The organism is Kribbella sp. NPDC051952, from assembly GCF_040680855.1.
In the GTDB taxonomy this organism is placed as follows: domain Bacteria; phylum Actinomycetota; class Actinomycetes; order Propionibacteriales; family Kribbellaceae; genus Kribbella.
Genome location: NZ_JBFAXQ010000002.1, coordinates 400328 through 421707, shown reverse-complemented (window position 1 = coordinate 421707; position 21380 = coordinate 400328). Strand labels below are relative to the sequence as shown.

General features: G+C 67.7%; 19 protein-coding genes. 10 read left to right on the top strand and 9 right to left on the bottom strand.

The annotated features are described in order from the left end of the window. Positions 1-127: 127 nt before the first annotated feature. From AB0L70_RS06630 to AB0L70_RS06620, 3 genes are read left to right on the top strand one after another with little or no spacing between them, the layout of a single operon-like run. The gene (locus tag AB0L70_RS06630) at positions 128-961 is read left to right on the top strand and encodes an MIP/aquaporin family protein (protein ID WP_363680747.1); all 834 of its coding nucleotides are present in this window, start codon (positions 128-130) and stop codon (positions 959-961) included. A 30-nt stretch (positions 962-991) separates the two neighbouring features. After that, a complete protein-coding gene (glpK, locus tag AB0L70_RS06625) occupies positions 992-2509 on the top strand; it encodes a glycerol kinase GlpK (protein ID WP_363680745.1) in 1518 nt (505 codons plus the stop codon). A 36-nt stretch (positions 2510-2545) separates the two neighbouring features. Then, positions 2546-4258, top strand: a complete 1713-nt coding sequence (locus tag AB0L70_RS06620; protein ID WP_363680743.1) for a glycerol-3-phosphate dehydrogenase/oxidase — start codon at positions 2546-2548, stop codon at positions 4256-4258. Between the two features lie 50 nt (positions 4259-4308). On the opposite strand, the gene AB0L70_RS06615 is transcribed toward AB0L70_RS06620, so the two are convergent. From AB0L70_RS06615 to AB0L70_RS06590, 6 genes are all read right to left on the bottom strand, one after another. Continuing rightward, positions 4309-4677, bottom strand: coding sequence for a hypothetical protein (locus AB0L70_RS06615; RefSeq protein ID WP_363680741.1), 369 nt, complete (start codon positions 4675-4677; stop codon positions 4309-4311). 118 nt (positions 4678-4795) lie between these two features. After that, entirely contained in the window at positions 4796-6313 is a 1518-nt protein-coding gene (gene glpK / locus AB0L70_RS06610) for a glycerol kinase GlpK (RefSeq protein WP_363680739.1), read from the bottom strand. A gap of 21 nt (positions 6314-6334) precedes the next feature. Then, positions 6335-7093 (bottom strand): IclR family transcriptional regulator, encoded by a 759-nt coding sequence (locus tag AB0L70_RS06605; protein ID WP_363680737.1) that lies wholly within the window; start codon positions 7091-7093, stop codon positions 6335-6337. Between the two features lie 45 nt (positions 7094-7138). After that, a complete protein-coding gene (locus AB0L70_RS06600; RefSeq protein ID WP_363680735.1) occupies positions 7139-9658 on the bottom strand; it encodes an FtsX-like permease family protein in 2520 nt (839 codons plus the stop codon). Further along, positions 9658-10407 carry an ABC transporter ATP-binding protein gene (locus tag AB0L70_RS06595; protein WP_363680733.1) on the bottom strand — a complete coding sequence of 250 codons (750 nt, stop codon included), beginning with the start codon at positions 10405-10407 and terminating at the stop codon, positions 9658-9660. The genes AB0L70_RS06600 and AB0L70_RS06595 overlap by 1 nt, the downstream gene beginning before the upstream one ends. A gap of 57 nt (positions 10408-10464) precedes the next feature. Further along, on the bottom strand, positions 10465-11352 hold the full coding sequence (locus AB0L70_RS06590) for a PD-(D/E)XK nuclease family protein (RefSeq protein ID WP_363680731.1): 888 nt from the start codon (positions 11350-11352) through the stop codon (positions 10465-10467). Positions 11353-11480: 128 nt separating this feature from the next. Between AB0L70_RS06590 and AB0L70_RS06585 the strand changes: the two genes are divergently transcribed. From AB0L70_RS06585 to AB0L70_RS06565, 5 genes are all read left to right on the top strand, one after another. Then, complete coding sequence (locus tag AB0L70_RS06585; protein ID WP_363680729.1) at positions 11481-12305, top strand: intradiol ring-cleavage dioxygenase; 825 nt, start codon at positions 11481-11483, stop codon at positions 12303-12305. A 35-nt stretch (positions 12306-12340) separates the two neighbouring features. After that, positions 12341-13495, top strand: coding sequence for a site-2 protease family protein (locus AB0L70_RS06580; protein WP_363680727.1), 1155 nt, complete (start codon positions 12341-12343; stop codon positions 13493-13495). Positions 13496-13536: 41 nt separating this feature from the next. After that, a complete protein-coding gene (locus AB0L70_RS06575; protein WP_363680725.1) occupies positions 13537-14505 on the top strand; it encodes a tRNA (adenine-N1)-methyltransferase in 969 nt (322 codons plus the stop codon). 69 nt (positions 14506-14574) lie between these two features. Then, positions 14575-16320: a proteasome ATPase gene (arc, locus tag AB0L70_RS06570; protein WP_363680723.1), complete on the top strand. Its 1746-nt coding sequence runs from the start codon at positions 14575-14577 to the stop codon at positions 16318-16320. 139 nt (positions 16321-16459) lie between these two features. After that, positions 16460-16798, top strand: coding sequence for a hypothetical protein (locus AB0L70_RS06565; RefSeq protein WP_363680721.1), 339 nt, complete (start codon positions 16460-16462; stop codon positions 16796-16798). Between the two features lie 6 nt (positions 16799-16804). On the opposite strand, the gene AB0L70_RS06560 is transcribed toward AB0L70_RS06565, so the two are convergent. From AB0L70_RS06560 to AB0L70_RS06550, 3 genes are all read right to left on the bottom strand, one after another. Further along, positions 16805-17593, bottom strand: a complete 789-nt coding sequence (locus AB0L70_RS06560) for a hypothetical protein (protein WP_363680719.1) — start codon at positions 17591-17593, stop codon at positions 16805-16807. Beyond that, on the bottom strand, positions 17590-18201 hold the full coding sequence (locus tag AB0L70_RS06555) for an RNA polymerase sigma factor (protein WP_363680717.1): 612 nt from the start codon (positions 18199-18201) through the stop codon (positions 17590-17592). Before AB0L70_RS06555 ends, AB0L70_RS06560 begins: the two co-directional genes overlap by 4 nt. Before the next feature lie 72 nt (positions 18202-18273). Then, positions 18274-19500 carry a phosphotransferase gene (locus AB0L70_RS06550; protein WP_363680715.1) on the bottom strand — a complete coding sequence of 409 codons (1227 nt, stop codon included), beginning with the start codon at positions 19498-19500 and terminating at the stop codon, positions 18274-18276. A gap of 73 nt (positions 19501-19573) precedes the next feature. On the opposite strand from AB0L70_RS06550, the gene dop reads away from it, so the two are divergent. Continuing rightward, entirely contained in the window at positions 19574-21094 is a 1521-nt protein-coding gene (dop, locus tag AB0L70_RS06545; RefSeq protein WP_363680713.1) for a depupylase/deamidase Dop, read from the top strand. Between the two features lie 76 nt (positions 21095-21170). Then, complete coding sequence (locus AB0L70_RS06540; protein ID WP_130448384.1) at positions 21171-21380, top strand: ubiquitin-like protein Pup; 210 nt, start codon at positions 21171-21173, stop codon at positions 21378-21380.

Below are 21380 nucleotides of genomic sequence, written 5' to 3'. Positions count from 1 at the left end.
GGGTGTCGCAGCCGACGGTGCGGAGGAGGTCGTTCGACAATGTCGAACGGTGAGCGTTGTGCCGCCTCGCGATCGCTCTTAGATTCCAGCCAGCCGTGGTCGTCACGGCGTGGAAGGGAGGCTCGGCATGGCTACGACCGAAGCGGTCAAAGCGAAAACCCTTCTGGGGGAGTGTTCCGCGGAGCTCGCGGGAACGTTCATCCTGATCCTGTTCGGCGTCGGTGTGGTGGCGCAGGTGGTGGCAGGCGGGATCGGAGATCACGACTCGATCTCCTGGGCGTGGGGGCTCGGTGTGACGCTGGGTATCTACGTTGCGGGCCGGATGACCGGTGCGCATCTCAACCCGGCGGTGACGATCGCGTTGGCGGCGTTCCGCGGTTTCAGCTGGCGCAAGGTGCTGCCGTACTCGGTGGCCCAGTTCCTCGGGGCGTTCCTGGCGGCGCTCGTAGTTCGCTGGAACTACACCGAGGCGATCGGCAAGTTCGACCCCGGGCACACGATCAAGAGCCAGGGCATCTTCTCCACGCTGCCCGGTAACGGCAGCCTCGACCTCGGCGTCCACATGTGGGGCGGCTTCCGCGACCAGATCATCGGTACGGCGATCCTGATGATGGTGATCCTGGCCATCACCGACCTGCGCAACACCTCGCCGGCCGCGAACCTGGCGCCGCTCATCGTCGGCCTGCTCGTGGTCGGCATCGGCATGGCGTGGGGCACCAACGCCGGCTACGCGATCAACCCGGCCCGTGACTTCGGCCCCCGGCTGGCGTCGTTCTTCACCGGGTACGGCGGAGCCTTCAAGGATCAGTTCGGGGACATCTATTTCTGGGTGCCGATCGTGGCACCGATCATCGGCGCCCTGGTCGGCGCGTTCCTGTACGACCTGCTCGTCGGCCGCAACCTGCCGATCTCGGACGAGGAAGAAGAGCCCGGCCGGATTCCCGAGGAAAAGACCGTATGAGTTCGACCGAGTGTGAGGAAAGGACTTTCCATGGCTGACTTCGTCGGTGCCGTGGACCAGGGCACGACGAGTACCCGGTTCATGATCTTCGACCACTCCGGCAACGAGGTGGGCAAACACCAGCTGGAGCACGAGCAGATCCTGCCGCAGGCCGGCTGGGTCGAGCACAACCCGGTGGAGATCTGGGAGCGGACCAGTTCGGTGATCCGGACCGCCCTGAACGCGAACAACCTGCAGGCCAGCGACCTGGCGGCGCTCGGCATCACCAACCAGCGCGAGACCGCGGTGGTCTGGAACCGCAAGACCGGGCGGCCGTACTACAACGCGATCGTCTGGCAGGACACCCGGACCGACCGGATCGCCTCGGCCCTCGACCGCGAGGGCAAGGGCGACGTGATCCGGCAGAAGGCCGGCCTGCCGCCGGCGACGTACTTCTCGGCCGGCAAGGTGCAGTGGATCCTCGAGAACGTCGACGGGGTCCGGGCGGCCGCCGAGGCCGGTGACGCCGTGTTCGGCAACACCGACACCTGGCTGCTGTGGAACCTCACCGGCGGGACGGACGGCGGCGTACACATCACCGACGTGACGAACGCCAGCCGGACCATGCTGATGAACCTCGAGACGCTCGACTGGGACGACGAGCTGATCTCGTTCTTCAACATCCCGCGGCAGATGCTGCCGGAGATCCGGCCGTCGTCGGACCCGAACGCGTACGGCGAGACGCTGGCGAACGGCCCGGTGGGCGGCGTGCTGCCGCTGACCGGCGACCTCGGTGACCAGCAGGCGGCGACCGTCGGTCAGGTCTGCTTCAACCCGGGCGAGGCGAAGAACACCTACGGGACCGGCAACTTCATGCTGCTGAACACCGGCACCGAGCTGGTCCGGTCGAAGGCCGGTCTGCTCAGCACGATGTGCTACAAGTTCGGCGACGAGGCACCGGTCTACGCGCTGGAGGGTTCCATCGCGGTGACGGGTTCCGCGGTCCAGTGGCTGCGGGACCAGCTCGGAATCATCTCCGGTGCGAGTGAGACCGAGACGCTGGCCCGGCAGGTCGAGGACAACGGTGGCGTGTACTTCGTCCCCGCGTTCTCCGGTCTGTTCGCGCCGTACTGGCGGTCCGACGCGCGCGGTGCGATCGTCGGGTTGTCCCGCTTCAACACCAACGCTCACCTGGCGCGCGCAACACTGGAAGCGATCTGCTACCAGAGCAAGGACGTCTCCGACGCGATGGAGAAGGACTCCGGCGTGACGCTCGACGTACTGAAGGTGGACGGCGGTGTGACCGCCAACGAGCTGGCCATGCAGATGCAGGCCGACATCCTCGGCGTACCGGTGAGCAAGCCGGTCGTCGCGGAGACCACGGCACTCGGCGCGGCGTACGCGGCCGGTCTCGCGGTCGGGTTCTGGAAGAACACCGACGAGCTGGTGCAGAACTGGAACGAGGACAAGCGGTGGGAGCCGCAGTGGACGGACGAACAGCGTGCCAAGGGGTACGCCGGTTGGCAGAAGGCAGTCCAGCGCACCCTTGACTGGGTAGACGTCGACTGACCTCGTAGTACCTACGAATTCGGAAGGAACACCACAGTGGGCGTAGTGGCACTGTCACCGCAGGCGAGGGCCGAAGCGATCGACGCGATGGCCGACGGACGGGAACTGGACGTCCTGGTGATCGGTGGCGGGGTGGTCGGCGCGGGGTCGGCCCTGGACGCCGCGACCCGTGGCCTCACCACCGGACTGCTGGAGGCGCGTGACTTCGCCAGCGGTACGTCCAGCCGGTCCAGCAAGCTGGTCCACGGTGGGCTGCGCTATCTGGAGATGCTCGACTTCCGACTCGTACACGAGGCGTTGCAGGAGCGCGGTCTGCTCCTGCAACGCCTGGCACCGCACCTGGTCAAGCCGGTGCCGTTCCTCTACCCGCTCCAGCACCGCTGGTGGGAGCGGTTCTATGCCGGCGCCGGCGTCGCGCTGTACGACGGTATGGCGGTCAGCTCGGGTCTCGGCGCCGGACTGCCGATCCACCGGCACCTGACCCGCCGGGGCGCGATGCGGCTGGCCCCGTCACTGAAGAAGTCGGCGCTGATCGGCGCACTGCAGTACTACGACGCCCAGGTCGACGACGCCCGGCACACGATGGAGCTCGCGCGTACGGCGGCGTCGTACGGCGCTCACGTGGCGAACCGGGTGAAGGTCACCGGTTTCCTGCGTCAGGGCGAGCGGGTCACCGGTGTCCAGGCGAAGGACCTGGAGAGCGGCCGCGAGTTCGAGGTCCGGGCCAAGCAGGTCGTGAACGCGACGGGTGTCTGGACCGACGACACCCAGGCGATGGTGGGGGAGCGCGGCCAGTACCACGTCCGCGCCTCGAAGGGTATCCACCTGGTCGTCCCGAAGGACCGGATCCAGTCCAGCACCGGGATGATCCTGCGGACCGAGAAGTCCGTGCTGTTCATCATCCCGTGGGGCCGGCACTGGCTGATCGGTACGACGGACACCGACTGGCACCTGGACAAGGCCCACCCGGCCGCGACCAGCAAGGACATCGAGTACCTGCTCGACCACGTCAACGCGGTACTGACGACACCGCTGACCCGCGAGGACGTCGAGGGTGTGTACGCCGGTCTGCGTCCGCTCCTCGCCGGTGAGTCCGAGAGCACGTCCAAGCTGTCCCGTGAGCACGTCGTCGCGCACGCCGCGCCGGGTCTCGTAGTCGTTGCCGGTGGCAAGTACACGACGTACCGGGTGATGGCCAAGGACGCCGTCGACGCGGCCGCGAACGCGCTCGACGGCCGGGTGCCGAAGAGCGTCACCAAGAACATCCCGCTGGTCGGCGCCGACGGCTACCACGCCCTGTGGAACCAGCGGCACCTGATCGCCCAGCGCTCCGGCCTGCACGTGGCCCGGATCGAGCACCTGCTGAACCGGTACGGCGCTCTGGTCGACGAGGTCCTCGCATTGGTCGAGGAGGACCCGTCGCTCGGTGAGCAACTGCCTGGCACGCAGGACTACCTGAAGGCCGAGATCGTGTACGGCGCCAAGGCCGAAGGTGCTCGGCATCTCGACGACATCCTCGCCCGCCGAACCCGGATCTCGATCGAGGCCTGGGACCGTGGTGTCGGCGCCGCCGAGGCAGCAGCCCGGCTCGTCGCCCCGATCCTCGGCTGGGACGAGGCGACGATCGAGCGCGAGGTCTCGTTCTACGTGCAGCGGGTCCAGTCCGAGCGCGACTCCCAGGACCAGCCCGACGACGAGTCGGCCGACAAGGTCCGCCTGGGTGCGCCGGACATCGTGTCCCCGGCCTGACCGGTCGGTGGGGAGGCTCGGCCTCCCCACCGCGGTCTGTCAGCCCCCTGTCAGCCCACTGTCACCGTGTAGTTGGCACCGTCGTCGGTGAACGAGTAGTTGCCCGGACCGGTGATCTTCTTCTGGCCGAGGTTGTCGTCGTCGTCCGGGAAGTCACCTTCCCGCATCACCAGCACCTTGCCCACGTCGACGCCGACGCCGGAGATGTCCTTGCTGTCGCCCTTGACGAACTGGATCGGCTCCATCACGGTGCTGCCGTCCACCTGTAGGTAGATGTCGTCGGCGCCGGTGTTGTCCTCCTGCTCGCTGCAGGTGATGTGGGTGATCTGCAGCGTCTGTGCGTTCGCGGTCAGCGGGGCGACCGCCACGCTCGCCGTCCCCAGCGCCATGGCCGCGAGCAATTTTCCAGTTGAAAACATGAGCCTTTTTCCTCCCGAGTAGGTGTTCCTACGAGCTCAGGACGTTAGGCAGCCGCTGTATCAAGCGTTTGACAACCACATCACGGTTGACGCTCTTCGAATCTCCCCGAAAGGCTTGCTAAAGGCTCTGGTCCTCGGGCCGGATCCAGTTGAAAGTGCGCTGTACGGCGGATTTCCAGTTCGTGTACTCGGTCTCGCGGCGGCGCGGATCCATGTGCGGCAACCACTGACCGGCGCGATGCCAATTGCTGCGTAATCCCTCGAGATCGGGCCAGTAGCCAACCGCCAGACCGGCCGCGTACGCCGCCCCGAGCGAAACGGTCTCGGTGACCATCGGTCGCACCACGGGTACGTCGAGCAGATCGGCCAGGAATTGCATGAGCAGATTGTTCGCCGTCATTCCGCCGTCGACCTTCAAGGCGGTCAGCGCGATCCCGGAGTCGGCGTTCATCGCGTCGACCACCTCGAGCGTCTGGAACCCGGTCGCCTCCAGCACCGCGCGGGCCAGATGCCCCTTGGTGATGTAGCCGGTGAGCCCGGCGATCACGCCCCGCGCCTCGCTGCGCCAGTGCGGTGCGAACAGTCCGGAGAACGCCGGCACGATGTACGCGCCACCGTTGTCCTCAACCGTGCGCGCGAGTGTCTCGATCTCGGCCGCGGTGTGGATCATGCCGAGCCCGTCCCGGAACCACTGCACCAGCGAGCCGGTCACCGCCATCGACCCTTCCAGCGCGTACGACGCCGGGTGATGACCGATCTGGTAGGCGACCGTCGTGAGCATGCCGTGCTTCGACCGAACGATCTCCTGCCCGGTGTGCAGCAGCAGGAACGACCCAGTGCCGTACGTGCACTTGGCCTCACCGGCGCTGAAGCAGGTTTGCCCGAACAGCGCGGCCTGCTGATCTCCGAGCGCTGCGCCGATCCGAACGCCGGGCAGGACCTCGGTCGCGGTCGCGAACACCCCGGACGACGGCCGGATCTCCGGCAGGATCGCCCGCGGTACGTCGAACGCCTCCAGCAGGGTGTCGTCCCACTCGAGTGTCTCGATGTTCATCAGCATCGTCCGGCTGGCGTTCGTCACGTCCGTGGCGTGCAGGCCGCCGCTCGCGCCGCCGGTGAAGTTCCAGATCAGCCAGCTCTCCATCGTGCCGAACAGGACCTCGCCACGCTCCGCGCGTTGCCGCAGGCCGGGTGTGTGGTCGAGCATCCACTTGATCCGCGGCGCCGAGAAGTACGTCGTCAACGGGAGGCCGCACAGCTCCGCGAACCGGTCCGGGCCTTCGCTGCCGGCCAGCTCGGTCACGAGCCGGTCCGTCCGGGTGTCCTGCCAAGTCACCGCGTGCCCGATCGGCCGGCCGGTCAGCCGGTCCCAGAGCAGGCTGGTCTCACGCTGGTTGGCGATGCCGATGGCAACGATCTGGGACGGTGCGGCACCGATCTGCTTGATCGCGGCCGGCACCACCCGGGTCACGTTGTTCCAGATCTCGCCGGCGTCGTGCTCGACCCAGCCCGGCCGCGGGAAGAGCTGGTGATGCTCGCGTTGTGCCACCGACACCAGCCGCCCGCGCCGGTCGAACAGAATGCATCGGGTCGAATTCGTCCCCTGGTCCACGGCCGCCACATACTGCTCAGCCATCGCGCTGCCCCCGACGAACCATCAGGTGTCCTCCCGGAGATCACGGCCGATGGCTTCGGCGGTAGCACGCACCATGCTGACCAGATCGGACCGGTGCCGCAGCCGGCTGTCGCAGAGCCGCTCGATCCGGCCGGCCATCCCGACCGCCCCGACGACCAGGCCGCCGAGCCCACGGATCGGGGCCGCGATGCTGGCCAGCTCCACCGTGTGTTCCTCGAACTCGCCGGCCCAGCCGCGCGCGCGAACGGCGGCCAGTTCGTCGGCGAGCTTGGCCGGGTCGGTGATGGTCCGGGTCGTGTACGCCTCGAGCTTGCGCGGGCGGGCGGCGCCGCTGGTGTCGAAGGCCAGCACGGCTTTGCCGAGGGCAGTGGCGTGCGGCGGGAGCGTCGTACCGACGTCGAGGTCCTGGTCGCTGTCGTCCGGCCGGAAGACGTGGTGGACGACCACGACCTTGCCTTCGACCAGGCGGCCGACGCGGACCACTTCGCCGCTGCGGGAGGCCAGGGAGTCGGCCCAGTTGATGGCGCGGCTGCGCAGTTCGTTCGGATCGAGGTAGGTCTCGCCGAGCCGACCGAAGGCGTCGCTCAGGTGATAGTGCGCACCACTGTGGTCCTGCTCGACGAACCCGACCTGGTGCAACGTGCGGAGAATGCCGTGCACGGTCGGCTTGGCCAGGCCGAGCGCATTGCCCAGGTCGGCGACCCCAAGTCCGTCGGGTGCGGCGGCCAGCAGTCGCAGCACGGCCGCAGCCCGCTCGATCGACTGCACAGTGCCCGGCACAACCGCAGGCTACCTGCGATTCCCCTGTGTGGCTTTAGGTCGTGCTCACTCGGTGGCGATCGCTCTGAGGACGTCCAAACGTGCTGCACGGCGTGATGGCCAGACCGCAGCGAGTACGCCGACGAGCGCGGACGCCAGTACGGCGATGACGAGCTGGAGCACGGGGATGTCGAGGACGCCGAGACCGCTGTCGACCATCGCGGACTGGATCGAGGCCGCGAACAGCACCCCGATCGCGAGCCCGAACAGCGAACCGAGCAGCGAGATCGCGATCGACTCGACCTGCAGCATCCGGCTGAGCTGCGGGCGGTCCATCCCGATCGCTCGCAGCAGGCCGATCTCGCGGGTCCGCTCGATCACCCCGAGGGCGAGCGTGTTGATGATGCCGAGGATCGCGATCAGGATCGCCAAGGCGAGCAGCATCCCGATTCCGGCGCTCGCCTGGTTGACCGGGGACCGCGCGCCGGCGGCGTACTCGGACTGGTTCCGGACCTGGATCGACGGGTAGTCCTTGAGCTGCCCGCTGATGGCGGTCCCGACCTGCGCCGGTTGGGTGCCCTTGGCAACTTCGACGTACAGGACCGAGTCGGTGGCCGCGCCGCCGACGGCCTCGTACGTCGGGAGCGAGACCACGATCGTGTTCAGCTGGCGGTTCGGGGCCAGGATGCCGCCGACGGTGAGCTTGTGCTTGCCCGTTGTCATGGTCAGGTCGAACGTCTTGCCGATGCCGACCCCGAGCGACTTGGCCAGGTTGCGGGGGAGGAGGGCCTGGCCGTCGCGCAGAGCCGCCGCCGAGCCGGCGTCGAAGTCCGCGATGATCGGCCCGTCCAGGGTGCCGTCGCTGACGCCGCTGATCCGCACCCCGGTGCTGCCGACCTGGCCCTCCTGCTGCCGGACCTGGTGCACCGCATCGACGCCCGAGACCTTCGTGACCCGGTCGGCGACCTGGGTGCTGAAGCTGTCCGGGCCGTCGGAGGTGATGACGAGTTCGGAGGTGCCGAGCGCGTCGGTGATGCTCTTGTCGATCGAGGCCTTCGCAGTCGCGGCGATCACGAGCAGACCGCTGACCAACGCGACCGAGATCATCAGCGCGGACGCCGTGGCCGAGGTGCGCCGGGGATTCCGCTCGGCGTTCCGCCGGCCGAGCGTCACCGGCGCCTTGCGGCCGAACGGCCACATCAGCGCGCGAACGGCGTACCGGCTGATGACCGGACTGATCATCACGACGCCGAGGGTGGTGAGGGCGGCGCCGAGCCCGATCAGGACGGCACCCGGGAGGTCGCCGGCGGTCACGCCGAGTACGTACAGCAGGGCCGCCATCAGCAGGACGAAGATGCCGATCAGGAGTCGGACGAGCAGCGAACGCTCCGGGATCGTCACGTCGTCCCGCATCGCGGCCACCGGCGGGAGTTTGCCGGCCCGCCGCGCCGCCGGGTACGCCGACACCAGCGTGACCCCGATCCCCAGCAGGTAGCAGGTGATGATCGTGGAGGGGTTGATCTGCAGCGAGGTGGTGGGGATCTGGAGATGGAGGTGCTGGTAGAAGAATCGGATCCCGGCGGCCACGCCGACACCGAACAACAGGCCGAGGGTGGACCCGATCACGCCGATCACGAGCGCCTCGGCGATGACCGTGCTGGTGACCTGGCCGCGGGAGGCGCCGATCGCCCGGAGCATCGCGAGCTCGCGGGATCGCTGCGCGACCAGCATCGCGAAGGTGTTGACGATCAGGAACGTGCCGACGAACAAGGCCAGGCCGGCGAACATCGCCAGTACGGTGCTGAAGCCGCCGAAGGTGTTGTCGAGGTCGTGTTCCCCGTCGGCCGTGACCTCGGCCGCGGTGCGAACCTGAACCGAGGCGCCGACGGTCTTCTTGATCGCCTTGGTGACGGTCTCCGGATCGTTGCCGGGTTTGACGGCCACGCTGATCGAGGTCCAGCCGGTCTTGCCGAGCAGGAGCAGTTGCGCGGTCGTGGCGTCGAAGGTGACCAGTGGCGCGCCGGCCGAGACCCCGGCCAGGCCAGGGGTGGTGACCGCGGTGAGGGTGGCGGTGACGGCCCTGGTCGGAGTGACGATCCGGACCTCGTCGCCGATCGTGTAGCCCTCGCGGCCGACGGTCGACTGGTCGAGGCCGAGCTGCGTCGTACCCCAGGGCGGCGTGCCGTCGATCAGCTTGAACGGCGCGGTCCGCGCGTCCCGTGGCCAGGACGACCCGAAGCTGGTCAGGCCGTAGGTCTCGATCGGTTTGCCGTCCGGATCGAGGATCTGTACGTCGCTGACCAGCAGCTGCGGGTTCGCACTGGCGACGCCAGGAACGGCGGCGACGCGGTCGACCAGTTCGGACTGGAAGGTCGGGGGACGGTTGCTCTGGGCCTCGATCGGGCTGGCCGGCGTGACGGTGATGTCCGCCGTACTGGTGCTGAAGTTCTTCTTGAGCGCAGTGGAGAGGGTGTCGGTGAAGACCATCGCGCCGGCGGCGAACGAGATGCCGAGCAGCACCGCGACCGTGCACAGCACGAAGCGGAGCCGGTGCGCGAGGACCGAGCGGAGGCCGAGCTTGAACATCAGCCGGCCACGGCAGGGTCGAGCTGCTTCATCGTGTCGAGCACGCTCTCGGCGGTCGGATCGAGCAGCTCGGACTGCAGTTCACCGTCGGCGAGGAACAAGACGCGATCGGCGTACGACGCCGCGGTCGGGTCATGCGTGACCATGACCACGGTCTGACCGAACTCGCGGACTGAGCGATGCAGAAACCCGAGTACGTCGGCCGACGACCGCGAATCCAGGTTGCCGGTGGGCTCGTCGGCGAACACCACGTCCGGCCGGGAGATCAGCGCACGGGCGCAGGCCACCCGCTGCTGCTGGCCGCCGGACAGCTCGGAGGGTTTGTGGCCCAGACGGTCGGCGAGGCCGATCGTCTCGACGACGGTGGTCAGCCAGTCCTGGTCGGGCTTGCGGCCGGCCAGGTCGACGGGGAGCGTGATGTTCTCCAGCGCGGTCAGGGTCGGCACCAGGTTGAACGCTTGGAAGACGAACCCGATCCGGTCCCGGCGCAGGTGCGTGAGCTGCTTCTCGGGCAGCTTGGTCAGATCGACCTCGCCGAGGAAGACCTGCCCGTCGGTGGGCTTGTCCAGCCCGGCCAGACAGTGCAGCAGGGTCGACTTCCCGGAGCCCGAGGGACCCATGATCGCGGTGAAGCGGCCCTTACCGAAGTCAGCACTCACGTCGGCGAGGGCGTCGACCTGCGTCTGACCGCCGCCGTACCGCTTCCACACCGCAACCGCTCGCACCGCAGCCGATTCGCCCACGCTCATGCGACGAACGCTATCCACCGAGGGTTCCTCCGCGGCCGGTGGCTGGCCCTCACGGCGTCAGCCGTCGACGCCGACCAGGTCCACACCTGCGGATTCGGCGGCTACTTCCTCCACCGAACGCGTCGGCAGCGGGGGAGGTGTGCCGCCCCAGGCCGGGCAGATCGCCTTGTGGTCGCACCAGTCGCAGAGCGGGCCGGGGCTGGGCCGCCAGTCACCGGACTCGAGCGCGCGGGTGATCGCGGTCCACAGCGCCGACACCTTGCGCTCGCAGGCGCGCAGGTCGGCCTCGTCGGGGATGTACCGGACGATCTCGCCGTTGCCGAGATAGACGAGCTGAAGCATCGCCGGTACGACGCCGCGCAGCCGCCAGAGCACCAGCGCATAGAACTTCATCTGGAACAGGGCCTTGGCCTCGAAGAACTCCGAGGGCGAACGACCGGTCTTGTAGTCGACCACGCGGATCTCACCGGTGGGCGCGACGTCGAGGCGATCGACGTACCCCCGCAGGACCAGGCCTGACTCGAGCTCGGTCTCGACATACAGCTCGCGCTCGGCCGGCTCGAGGGCGTTCGGGTCTTCGAGGGTGAAGTACTTGCCGAGGAGTTGGTGCGCCTCGGCAAGCCACTTGGCCAGCTCTTCGCCGCTCGCGTCCTCCGCGAACAGCTCGGCGACCTCGGGTTCCTCTTCGAGGACGTGTTGCCACTGCGGCTCGAGCATCTCGGCCGCGTGCTCCAGCGTCCGCTGACCGCGCGGCAGGTCGAACAAACGCTCCAGCACGCCGTGCACGACCGTGCCGCGGACGGCGGCCGACGAAGGCTTCTCGGGCAGTCGGTCGATGACGCGGAAGCGATACTTCAGCGGGCAGCTCATGAAGTCGGCGGCCCGGGACGGCGACAAGGCCGCACGCGGATGCTCGTGCACTTCGACTTCCACCGCAACGCTCATGCCAAAACCCTAGGCGCTCGCGCCGACACTTCGTGCACGCACCACCCACAACCTGTGGAAAACCTCCTGCCAGCAAACTCCCAGCCCACTTTCGGCAGACCATCGGTTCGGCTTGCCAGACTCGACGCATGACGAAGCCACCGCGTGAACACGACCTCGGCCTGGAGTACGACCTTGGCACTCTGCGCCGCCGCCGGTTCCTCGGCGTCTTCGCGGTAGGCGCGCTGGCCGCAGTGGCTGGGTGCTCGCCCGACGAGGCCGACTCGGTCACCACCGACCCCAGCTCTCCCGCTTCCACGGGCGCTTCTCCTTCCACCAGCTCGACGGACGTCGACCAGATTCCGGAGGAGACCGGCGGCCCGTTCCCGGGGGACGGTTCCAACGGACCGAATGTGCTGACCGAGTCCGGCATCGTCCGCCGCGACCTCACCAAATCCTTCGGCTCGGCCTCGGGCACGGCGTCCGGCGTACCACTCACGGTTGAGCTCACTGTCCTCAAGGCCGACAACGACACCCCATTGGAAGGTGCGGCCGTCTACCTCTGGCACTGCGACGCCCAGGGCCGCTACTCCCTTTACTCAGACGGCGCGACCGACGAGAACTACCTCCGCGGCGTCCAAGCCGCAGACGCCACCGGCAAGGTCACCTTCACCACGATCTACCCGGCGGCGTACCAAGGCCGCTGGCCGCACATCCACTTCGAGGTCTACGCCGGCCTCGACGAGGCAACAGCCGCCGGCAAGATCACCCGGACCTCCCAACTAGCCCTCCCCGAGAACGCCTCCAACGCCGTTTACGCCACCGATGGGTACGACGGCAGCGCCGAGAACCTGCGCCGTACCTCCCTGGAAGATGACAACGTGTTCGGCGACGACGACGGCGTACATCAGCTCGCGACGGTCACCGGAGGCGTAACTCAGGGATACGTTGCCACTTTGACGGTGGGTGTGTAGCACGGTGTTACCGCACTGCCAGTAGCGTTGGGCTGATGCCAGAACCGCGTGATCCTCAGAACCCCGCCCAGCCGGCCGGTCCACCGCCGCCCGGGACCTGGGTTCTCGGTCGTATCCGCGGCATCCGGCTGACCATGCGTTTCACCTGGTTACCGGTGGCGATGCTGCTGGCGATCGGGTTCGCCGCGATCATCGGGCAGCAGTTCCCCGACCTCGGCAGTTGGCGCTACCTGGCCGCGTTCGCGTTCGTCATCGCGTTCACGCTGTCGATCCTGGTGCACGAACTGGCCCACGCGCTGATGGCGATGCGGTTCGGCATCCCGGTCTCGGAGATCAACCTCGGCTTCTTCGCGGCCGGCACCCACATCGAGGGCGAGCGGAAGTCACCGCTCGAGGAATTCGCCGTCTCGGTGGTCGGCCCGGTCGCGTCCCTGATCGTCGGCGGGCTCGCGTACTTCGGCTCCCGCGCGGTCGACGAGGGCGTCGGGTACGTCGCGCTGTGGGAGCTCGGGGTCGCCAACCTGATCGTTGGCGTCACCAACCTCCTCCCCGGCCTTCCGCTGGACGGCGGTTGGGTCCTGCGGGCCGTGGTCTGGAAGTTCACCGGCAACATGCACACCGGCACGATCGTGGCCGCCTGGGCCGGTCGGGTGCTCGCGCTGGTGGTGCTGGCCGCGCCCGTCCTGCTCGAAGAGGTCTGGAACCGGCAAGCGAGCTTCGTCGACTTCATCATCGCGGCGCTGGTCGGCTGGTTCCTGTGGATGGGTTCCACCGCGTCCCTGATGCAGGGCCGGCTCCGGAACAAGCTGCCCGCGCTACAGGTCCGGACCATGGCGCGCCGCGCGATCGCGGTGCACTCCGGTACGCCGATCTCCGAAGCGGTCCGGCTGGCCGCTGAGGCCCATGCCGGCGCGGTCGTAGTCATTGACGGCGAAGGCAAACCACACGCGCTCGTGTCCGAGTCCGCGGTCGCCGCGGTCGCGCCGAACCAGCGGCCGTGGACCACCGTGAGCGAGGTCGCGACCCGCATCGGCGCGGGCCACATCATCGGCGTCAACGACACCGGCGAAGAGATCCTCGCCACCCTCCGCGAACACCCCGCGTCCGAGTACCTGGTCCTCGACGCCGCCGGCGCGGTCTACGGCGTACTCGCCACTGCGGACATCGAACGAGCCTTCCGCGGGCGCTGAATTACAGGTCGGTAGGCCCGCAAAGTTAAGGTGAGCGCCTTATGGCTGACTTGCGTGACTTTCCTGACCAGGCGTACTCCGGGGTGCATCACGGCACCTTGCAAGCGGGGGAGTGGATCACCCTCCAGGACTCCAAGGGCCGGCGGCACTCGGTGTTCCTGGAGCGCGGGAAGATCTTCCACACCACCAAGGGCGGGATCGCGCACGACGACCTGATCGACGGGCCGGACGCGGTGGTGATCAAGTCCAAGGGCGGCGTCGAGTACCTCGCCCTGCGGCCGCTGATGGCTGACTACTCGGTCAGCATGCCGCGGGGTGCCGCGGTCATCTATCCGAAGGACACCGCCCAGATCGTCACGATGGCCGACATCTTCCCGGGTGCGAAGGTGGTCGAGGCCGGCGCCGGGTCAGGTGCCCTGACCACGGCCCTGCTGCGCGCGGTCGGGGTCCACGGCCAGGTGATCTCGTTCGAGCGCCGGGACGACTTCGCCCAGGTCGCGCGCAAGAACGTGGAAGGTTTCTTCGGCGGCGAACACCCGGCCTGGCGGCTCGAGGTCGGCGACCTGGTCGAGAAGCTGGACGAGCAGGATGTGGATCGCGTCGTACTCGACATGCTGGCGCCGTGGGAATGCGTTGACGCCGTCGCTGCGGCTCTTTCACCCGGTGGTGTGTTCTGTGCCTACGTGGCCACTACGACGCAGCTGAGCCGGTTTGTGGAGACGCTGAGGGCACACGGCGAGTTCACCGAGCCGCGCGCGTGGGAGTCACTCGTGCGAGACTGGCATGTAGAAGGCCTGGCCGTTCGGCCAGGTCACCGCATGCAGGGTCACACCGCGTTCCTGGTGACGGCGCGTCGGATGGCGCACGGAGTCCAGGCCCCCCGGAAGAAGCGCCGACCTGCGCCCGGTGCGTACGGCGACGACTACCAGGGGCCCCGTCGTGCGACAGATCGAGCCGACACGTCCGAGGATGTGCCGAAGGCAACAGGTTCATCCGCAACCGACACGTGATGGGATTCAGCTTGCCCGGCGAGGTTTTCTGGGTAAGGTCCATAGGGTCGAGCCCCACATGGTGAGGTGATGATCGTGGCTGGAGACGAGAGTCCTACCGCGGCAGAGCTGCGTAACCAGGTCCGGTACCTGGAAGCCGAAGTCGCGGCGTTGCGACGTCGGCTACTCGAGCACCCGGCAGACAGCCGGTCGCTCGAAAGCAGGCTGTCCGAAACCCAGGCCTCCTTGGCGAGTGTCACCGCTCAGAACGAGCGGCTGGCGGACACGCTGCGGGAGGCGCGAGAGAAGATCATCGCCCTGAAGGAGGAGGTCGACCGGCTGGCTCAACCGCCCTCCGGATTCGGCACCTTCCTCGGACGCAACGACGACGACACGCTGGACGTGTTCACCGGGGGCCGCAAGCTCCGGGTGGCGGCCAGCCCGTCGATCGACCTGGACGGGCTCAAGCTCGGCCAGGAACTGATGCTCAACGAAGCACTCAACGTGGTCGAGGCCTGTGACTTCGAGGTCGTCGGCGACGTGGTGATGCTGAAGGAGCTGCTGGCCGACGGCGAGCGGGCACTGGTGATCGCGCAGGCCGACGAGGAACGGGTCGTCCGGCTCGCCTCGCCGCTGCTCGACCAGGCCCTGCGGGCCGGCGACTCGCTGCTGCTGGAGCCACGCTCCGGCTATGTCTACGAGAAGATCCCGAAGTCCGAGGTCGAGGAGCTGATCCTCGAAGAGGTCCCGGACATCGACTACACCCAGATCGGTGGCCTGTCCGGCCAGATCGAGCAGATCCGGGACGCGGTCGAGCTGCCGTACCTGCACAAGGACCTGTTCCTGGAGCACGAGCTCAAGCCGCCGAAGGGCGTGCTGCTCTACGGCCCACCTGGCTGTGGCAAGACGCTGATCGCGAAAGCGGTGGCGAACTCGCTGGCCAAGAAGGTCGCCGAGCGGACCGGAGTGGAAGGGCAGAAATCCTTCTTCCTCAACATCAAGGGTCCGGAGCTGCTGAACAAGTACGTCGGCGAGACCGAGCGGCACATTCGGCTGGTCTTCCAGCGGGCCCGGGAGAAGGCTTCCGAGGGCATGCCGGTGATCGTGTTCTTCGACGAGATGGATTCCCTGTTCCGCACCCGCGGATCCGGTGTCTCCTCCGATGTCGAGAACACCATCGTCCCGCAGCTGCTGAGCGAGATCGACGGTGTCGAAGGACTGGAGAACGTCCTGGTCATCGGTGCCTCGAACCGTGAGGACATGATCGACCCGGCGATCCTGCGGCCCGGCCGTCTGGACGTGAAGATCAAGATCGAGCGGCCGGACGCCGAGTCCGCCCGCGACATCTTCTCGAAGTACCTGACCACCACGCTGCCCCTGCACACCGACGACCTGAACGAGTTCGGCGGCGACAAGGCGGAGTGCGTGAACGGGATGATCCAGCGCACCGTCGAGCGGATGTACACCGAGGCCGACGAGAACCGGTTCCTCGAGGTCACCTACGCCAACGGCGACAAGGAGGTCCTGTACTTCAAGGACTTCAACTCGGGCGCGATGATCCAGAACATCGTCGACCGGGCCAAGAAGATGGCGATCAAGGCCTACCTGGACGAGAACCAGAAGGGTCTGCGGGTGCAGCACCTGCTGCAGGCGTGCGTGGACGAGTTCAAGGAGAACGAAGACCTCCCGAACACGACCAACCCGGACGACTGGGCTCGCATCTCCGGCAAGAAGGGCGAGCGGATCGTCTACATCCGGACGCTCATCTCCGGCAAGCAGGGCACCGAGCCCGGCCGCTCCATCGACACGGCCACGAACACAGGTCAGTACCTGTAGGAAACGTCGTACGACGCACCGCCCCTGGACCTTGTGTCCAGGGGCGGTTGCGTTGTCCCTGAGGGGTAGACAAAACCCCCGGTGCGATAGGGGGGTTTCCCCGATTGGTACGGCCGGGTGGCGGCCGTACCTTGCAGGTATGGCGACGGATGAGGTGCGCAAGGATCTGCGGGCGGCTGTGGCTGCACGGCAGGAGCTGGGACCGGAGTACGAGGCTGAGATCATCGACAGCTTCCTGGCGAAGCTCGACGAGCGGGACGCCTACCGGCACCCCGGCGTACTGCCGGAGCCGGTCCGTCCGGCGCACCCGAGCCGCGAGCAGGACCCGGGTGGGCTCGCCCTGGCGATCATCTCGGTCGTCGCGGCCATCCCGATCACCGCGATCTCGGCGGACATGATCGGCCCGTTCGGTGTCGTGATCAGCTGGGCCGGGCTCGTCATGATCAACATCGCCCGCGCCGCCGGCCGCCGCCGCTGACCCGCGCTACTTCGGCTGGATCGGGAGCAGCCGGTCCTGAGCGTCGTACGCCCGCACCTCCTGACGCACGGTGCGGGCATTGGCGACCGCATCGACCCGGTTGTCCGCGTAGGCATAGCCGCTGTCGACGTAGCCTCGTTGCCAGGGACTCGCGATGCCGTTCCAGACCATGCGCGACTCGATCCGTGCGATCTCCGGACGAGCTCGGTAGAGCGTCCACATCCGGGACGCCGGCTTGGGCGCCTCTTCCGACGAGTTGCCGGAGGTCAGTCCCGCGAGACCTTCTTTCTGCGTCGGTGGATTGTTCCACCGACCCGCCAACGCATCCTGCTGGTAGACGCCGCCTCCGCCGGGGGCCAGGCATGACGCGATACCGGACTTTCCGGACCCCTTGACGATCATCAGGATGTTGGTGCCCTTCTGGCCTGGCACCCGTCGCGCCCAGCGAATCGTGAGCGGCCGCTCGAGCACCCGGTGCATCCGGTCCTCACACGACTTCTCGTAGGCGGCGGCCGCCTCGGCATCGGGCACAACTTCGAGGCTGCTGCGGGCAGCGGTGGGCGTTGCCGCCGTAGCCGGTCCGGCGACCCCGGGGTCGGCAGGCGGCCGGTTGGTGACGACGAGCGTGCCGGCCGCGACAGCGGCTACGGCACCGACACCTACCATCGGAGCGATCCAGCGAGTGGCCGGGCGGTGTGTGGTGGGGCGTGTTCTGTCCATCACCTGGTTGCGGAGGCGGGAGCGCTCGGCGGTGGTCAGCGGGGGCACGGTCGGCGGGTCGAGTCGGGTGGTCATGACAACTCCTCGGTGAGGGCGACCCGGGTGAGCAGGTCGGGGAAACGACGACGGGTGCGGTGCAGCCGGGCCTTGACGGTCCCGACCGGTACGCCGAGGGCGTCCGCGGCTTCGGCGATGGTGAGGCCGGACCAGACGACGAGCTCGAGGGTCTCGCGCTCGTGCCGGGGAAGTTTGGCGACGGCCCGACGAATCGCCGACATGCGGCGTTCGTCGTCGAGCCGGCGGGCTACGTCGGCGGCGTGATCGCGATCCGGCGCTGGGTCGGGCAGGCGATCCAGCAGGTTGCGCAACCGGTTCGCTGTCCGGAACAGACTCCGGCTCTCGTTGGCGGCCACCTTCAACAGCCAGCCGCGCGCAGTTGGCCCGGTCAGCGGGCCGGGCGGGTTGCGCTGGAAGCGCCGCCAGGTGTTGAGGAACGTCGCCTGGACGACGTCGTCCGCGGTACTCCAGGAGGCGGTGCGCCGGAATGCGAAGGCGCGTACGTCGTCGGCGTACCGGTCGAACAGCTCGCCCAGCGCGAAGTGGTCGCCGACGCGTAGACGCTCCCAAAGGTCCAGGTCGGAGCCCGGGTCGGGCTCGGTCGGCGGTCCGGATCCCGTAGCCATGGCAGGCTCCGTATCGTCAGTCAGGATGATGTTCACATCGGGTAGTGACCAGCCACGGTCCCGATGGTTGCATCAGAGCTGGGTCAGAATCTCGCCGAGCCCGGTGTCGACATCGTCCGGACGATCGAGCAGGAGGCCGCGGTGGACGCCGTACCAGGGCGACAGCCTCGCCCAGTCCTTCGCACGCCCGACGAGTTCGGGGGAGGGCTCGTACACCTCGGTCACACCGGCCGCGACGGCGGCTGGTGCGCCGTTGAGGACCCAGCAGAGGTCCAGTGCGGGGTCACCGACCTCTGCGTCCGACCAGTCGATGATTCCGGTTACCCGGTCGCCGGTCATCAGGATGTGATCGGGTCCGAAGTCGCAGTGGATCAGCGAGGTGCGGACGCGGGCCACGCGGTCGAGCAGCGCGCTCGCCTCAGCGTGGACGTCGGTGGGCAGCAGCGGCACCACCTGCGCCCTGAACTCGTCCAGGGTCCTGGTCTTCGCCACGAACGCTGTTTCGGCGTCCTGCGCGCCGTGAGCGACCGCCTCGGATGGGTCCACGGCGTGCAGTGCCATGAGGAAGGCGCCGAGCTGGCGGCCGATCGCCGTACCGCCGTCCGTGAAAGGTGAGCCGGGCAGCATCAAGTGCCGTACGCCGTCCGTAGTCCTCTCCGGAGCGGGGACCGGCAACGGGAGCTGTGGGGCGAGCCAGGGGAGCAGTGTGGTCTCGGCGAGAAGGCGAGGCCGGACCTCAGGCCGGCGTGGTTTGCGGTAGATCCAGGGACCGTCGTACCAGGCCTCGCTGTCCCAGCCCTCGTTGATGGTGAGGTTGCGGATGTACGAGCCGAGCAGGCCGACCGCGTCCGGCATGAAGGACCACTCGTCCAGCTTGGCGACGAGTTCGGCGGGGGACATCCAGTCTCCCCACTCCACCTCCTCCGGCTGGTGCTTCACCGGGCCGTCCCAGACGCAGGTGTAGAGATACGCGTGGTACCTCGTGTTGTCGTCGGCGTAGTCGCCCTCCGGCAACCGGATCAGCTCGACCCCGGAGATCCCGAGCTCCTCGTCCAACTCCCGGACCACCGCGTCGTACGGGACCTCACCGGCCACGACGACCCCGCCGGCGGTGAAGTCGTACCGGCCTGGGTAGACGTCCTTGATCGGCGTACGGCGATGCACGTAGATGTCGCCGGCCGGATTCCGGACGACGACCCCGGTGGCCATGTGCCGGAGGTTGTCGCGGCGCATCACCGAGCGTGGTACGGATCCGGTGACATGGTTGTCTTCGTCCAGAATCGCCACCAATTCGTCCACGCGGGCAGTTTCACACGTAACCCTGTGGACACAGCAAGCCCTTTAGCTGGCAGTACCGCGTAGGCTCGTTCGCATGAGTGTTCGGCGGATCATGGGGACCGAGACCGAGTTCGGCATCTCGGTTCCAGGACAGCCCGGGGCCAACCCGATGCTGACCTCCAGCCAGGTGGTGAACGGCTACGCCCAGACGCAGCCACTCGCGCGCAAGACCAGGTGGGACTTCGACGAGGAGCACCCGCTGCGGGACGCGCGCGGCTTCGACCTGAGCCGGGAGGTGGCGGACTCCAGCCAGCTCACCGACGAGGAGACCGGGCTGGCCAATGTCATCCTCACCAACGGCGCCCGGCTGTATGTCGACCACGCCCACCCGGAGTATTCGGCGCCCGAGACGACGAACCCGCGGGACGCGGTGGTGTGGGACAAGGCCGGCGAGCTGGTGATCATGGAGGGGGCCCGGCAGGCCCGCCAGATCCCCGGCGCCCCGATGCTGAACCTGTACAAGAACAACACCGACAACAAGGGCGCGTCGTACGGCTCGCACGAGAACTACCTGATGCGCCGGTCGACCCCGTTCGCGTCGATCGTGCGGCACCTGACGCCGTTCTTCGTGAGCCGTCAGGTGGTCACCGGCGCCGGCCGGGTCGGTATCGGCCAGGACGGCAACGCGCACGGCTTCCAGGTCAGCCAGCGGGCCGACTACTTCGAGGTCGAGGTCGGCCTGGAGACGACGCTGAAGCGGCCGATCATCAACACCCGCGACGAGCCGCACGCGAACCCGGACCGGTACCGCCGCCTGCACGTGATCATCGGTGACGCGAACCTGTCCGAGATCTCGACGTACCTGAAGGTCGGTACGACGTCACTCGTGCTGGCGATGATCGAGGACGGCTGGCTGACCGACGACCTCGGCGTTGACCGCCCGGTCACCACGCTGCACGAGGTCAGCCACGACCCGACCTGTACGCACCTGATGACGCTCAAGGACGGTCGTAAGCTGACCGCGGTCCAGTTGCAGACGGAGTACCTGGAGCAGGCCCGCAAGTACGTCGAGGACAAGTACGGCGACGACGCGGACCGGCAGACCAAGGACGTGCTGCACCGCTGGGAGCAGGTGCTCGACCAGCTCGCCATCGACCCGATGAAGCTGTCGGACCAGCTCGACTGGGTGGCGAAGTACAAACTGCTCCAGTCGTACCGTGATCGTGACGGTCTGGACTGGGACGACTCCAAGCTCCACCTGGTCGACCTGCAGTACGCCGACCTTCGTCCGGACAAGGGTCTTTACTACAAGTTGGTGAAGTCCGGCCGGATGCAGCGGATCGTCAGCGACGAGGAGATCCGGATGGCGGTCTCACACCCGCCGGTGGACACCCGCGCGTACTTCCGGGGCCGTTGCATGCAGCAGTACGCACCGCAGGTCGCGGCCGCCTCCTGGGACTCGGTGATCTTCGATCTGCCCGGTAAGGAGTCACTGCAACGGATCCCGACTCTGGACCCGTTGCGGGGCACGAAGGCGCATGTCGGGGCACTTCTTGACCAATGCGACACCGCGAGTGACCTGGTTCGCACCATCACTGGGGGCGCCGCCGGGTAGGGTCGCCATATGAGTGTTACTGCGAGGGTCGGTTGGGCGACCGCATCGCAGAGGCGGCGGTTCTAGGAGGTGTGTCATGGCGAAGGACGGCGGTCAGCAACACAAGCAGCCGAAGCGTTCGTCGACCGAGGAAGAGGTCGAGCAGGTCGAGGCGTCCGAGGACGTCCAGGAGCGCAAGGAACGGCTCGACGAGGACGTCGACTCGATCCTCGACGAGATCGACGAGGTCCTCGAGGAGAACGCCGAGGAGTTCGTCCGCGGATTCGTGCAAAAGGGTGGAGAGTGA

Excerpts from the sequence above, each read along its gene's own strand:
- AB0L70_RS06555 (WP_363680717.1), bottom strand. The coding sequence starts at position 18,201 with ATGGCTACGGGATCCGGACCGCCGACCGAGCCCGACCCGGGCTCCGAC.
- AB0L70_RS06580 (WP_363680727.1), top strand. The coding sequence starts at position 12,341 with ATGCCAGAACCGCGTGATCCTCAGAACCCCGCCCAGCCGGCCGGTCCA.
- AB0L70_RS06565 (WP_363680721.1), top strand. The coding sequence starts at position 16,460 with ATGGCGACGGATGAGGTGCGCAAGGATCTGCGGGCGGCTGTGGCTGCA.
- AB0L70_RS06630 (WP_363680747.1), top strand. The coding sequence starts at position 128 with ATGGCTACGACCGAAGCGGTCAAAGCGAAAACCCTTCTGGGGGAGTGT.
- AB0L70_RS06585 (WP_363680729.1), top strand. The coding sequence starts at position 11,481 with ATGACGAAGCCACCGCGTGAACACGACCTCGGCCTGGAGTACGACCTT.
- dop (WP_363680713.1), top strand. The coding sequence starts at position 19,574 with ATGAGTGTTCGGCGGATCATGGGGACCGAGACCGAGTTCGGCATCTCG.
- AB0L70_RS06560 (WP_363680719.1), bottom strand. The coding sequence starts at position 17,593 with ATGACCACCCGACTCGACCCGCCGACCGTGCCCCCGCTGACCACCGCC.
- arc (WP_363680723.1), top strand. The coding sequence starts at position 14,575 with ATGATCGTGGCTGGAGACGAGAGTCCTACCGCGGCAGAGCTGCGTAAC.
- AB0L70_RS06575 (WP_363680725.1), top strand. The coding sequence starts at position 13,537 with ATGGCTGACTTGCGTGACTTTCCTGACCAGGCGTACTCCGGGGTGCAT.
- AB0L70_RS06540 (WP_130448384.1), top strand. The coding sequence starts at position 21,171 with ATGGCGAAGGACGGCGGTCAGCAACACAAGCAGCCGAAGCGTTCGTCG.
- glpK (WP_363680745.1), top strand. The coding sequence starts at position 992 with ATGGCTGACTTCGTCGGTGCCGTGGACCAGGGCACGACGAGTACCCGG.
- AB0L70_RS06590 (WP_363680731.1), bottom strand. The coding sequence starts at position 11,352 with ATGAGCGTTGCGGTGGAAGTCGAAGTGCACGAGCATCCGCGTGCGGCC.
- AB0L70_RS06615 (WP_363680741.1), bottom strand. The coding sequence starts at position 4,677 with ATGTTTTCAACTGGAAAATTGCTCGCGGCCATGGCGCTGGGGACGGCG.
- AB0L70_RS06595 (WP_363680733.1), bottom strand. The coding sequence starts at position 10,407 with ATGAGCGTGGGCGAATCGGCTGCGGTGCGAGCGGTTGCGGTGTGGAAG.
- glpK (WP_363680739.1), bottom strand. The coding sequence starts at position 6,313 with ATGGCTGAGCAGTATGTGGCGGCCGTGGACCAGGGGACGAATTCGACC.
- AB0L70_RS06600 (WP_363680735.1), bottom strand. The coding sequence starts at position 9,658 with ATGTTCAAGCTCGGCCTCCGCTCGGTCCTCGCGCACCGGCTCCGCTTC.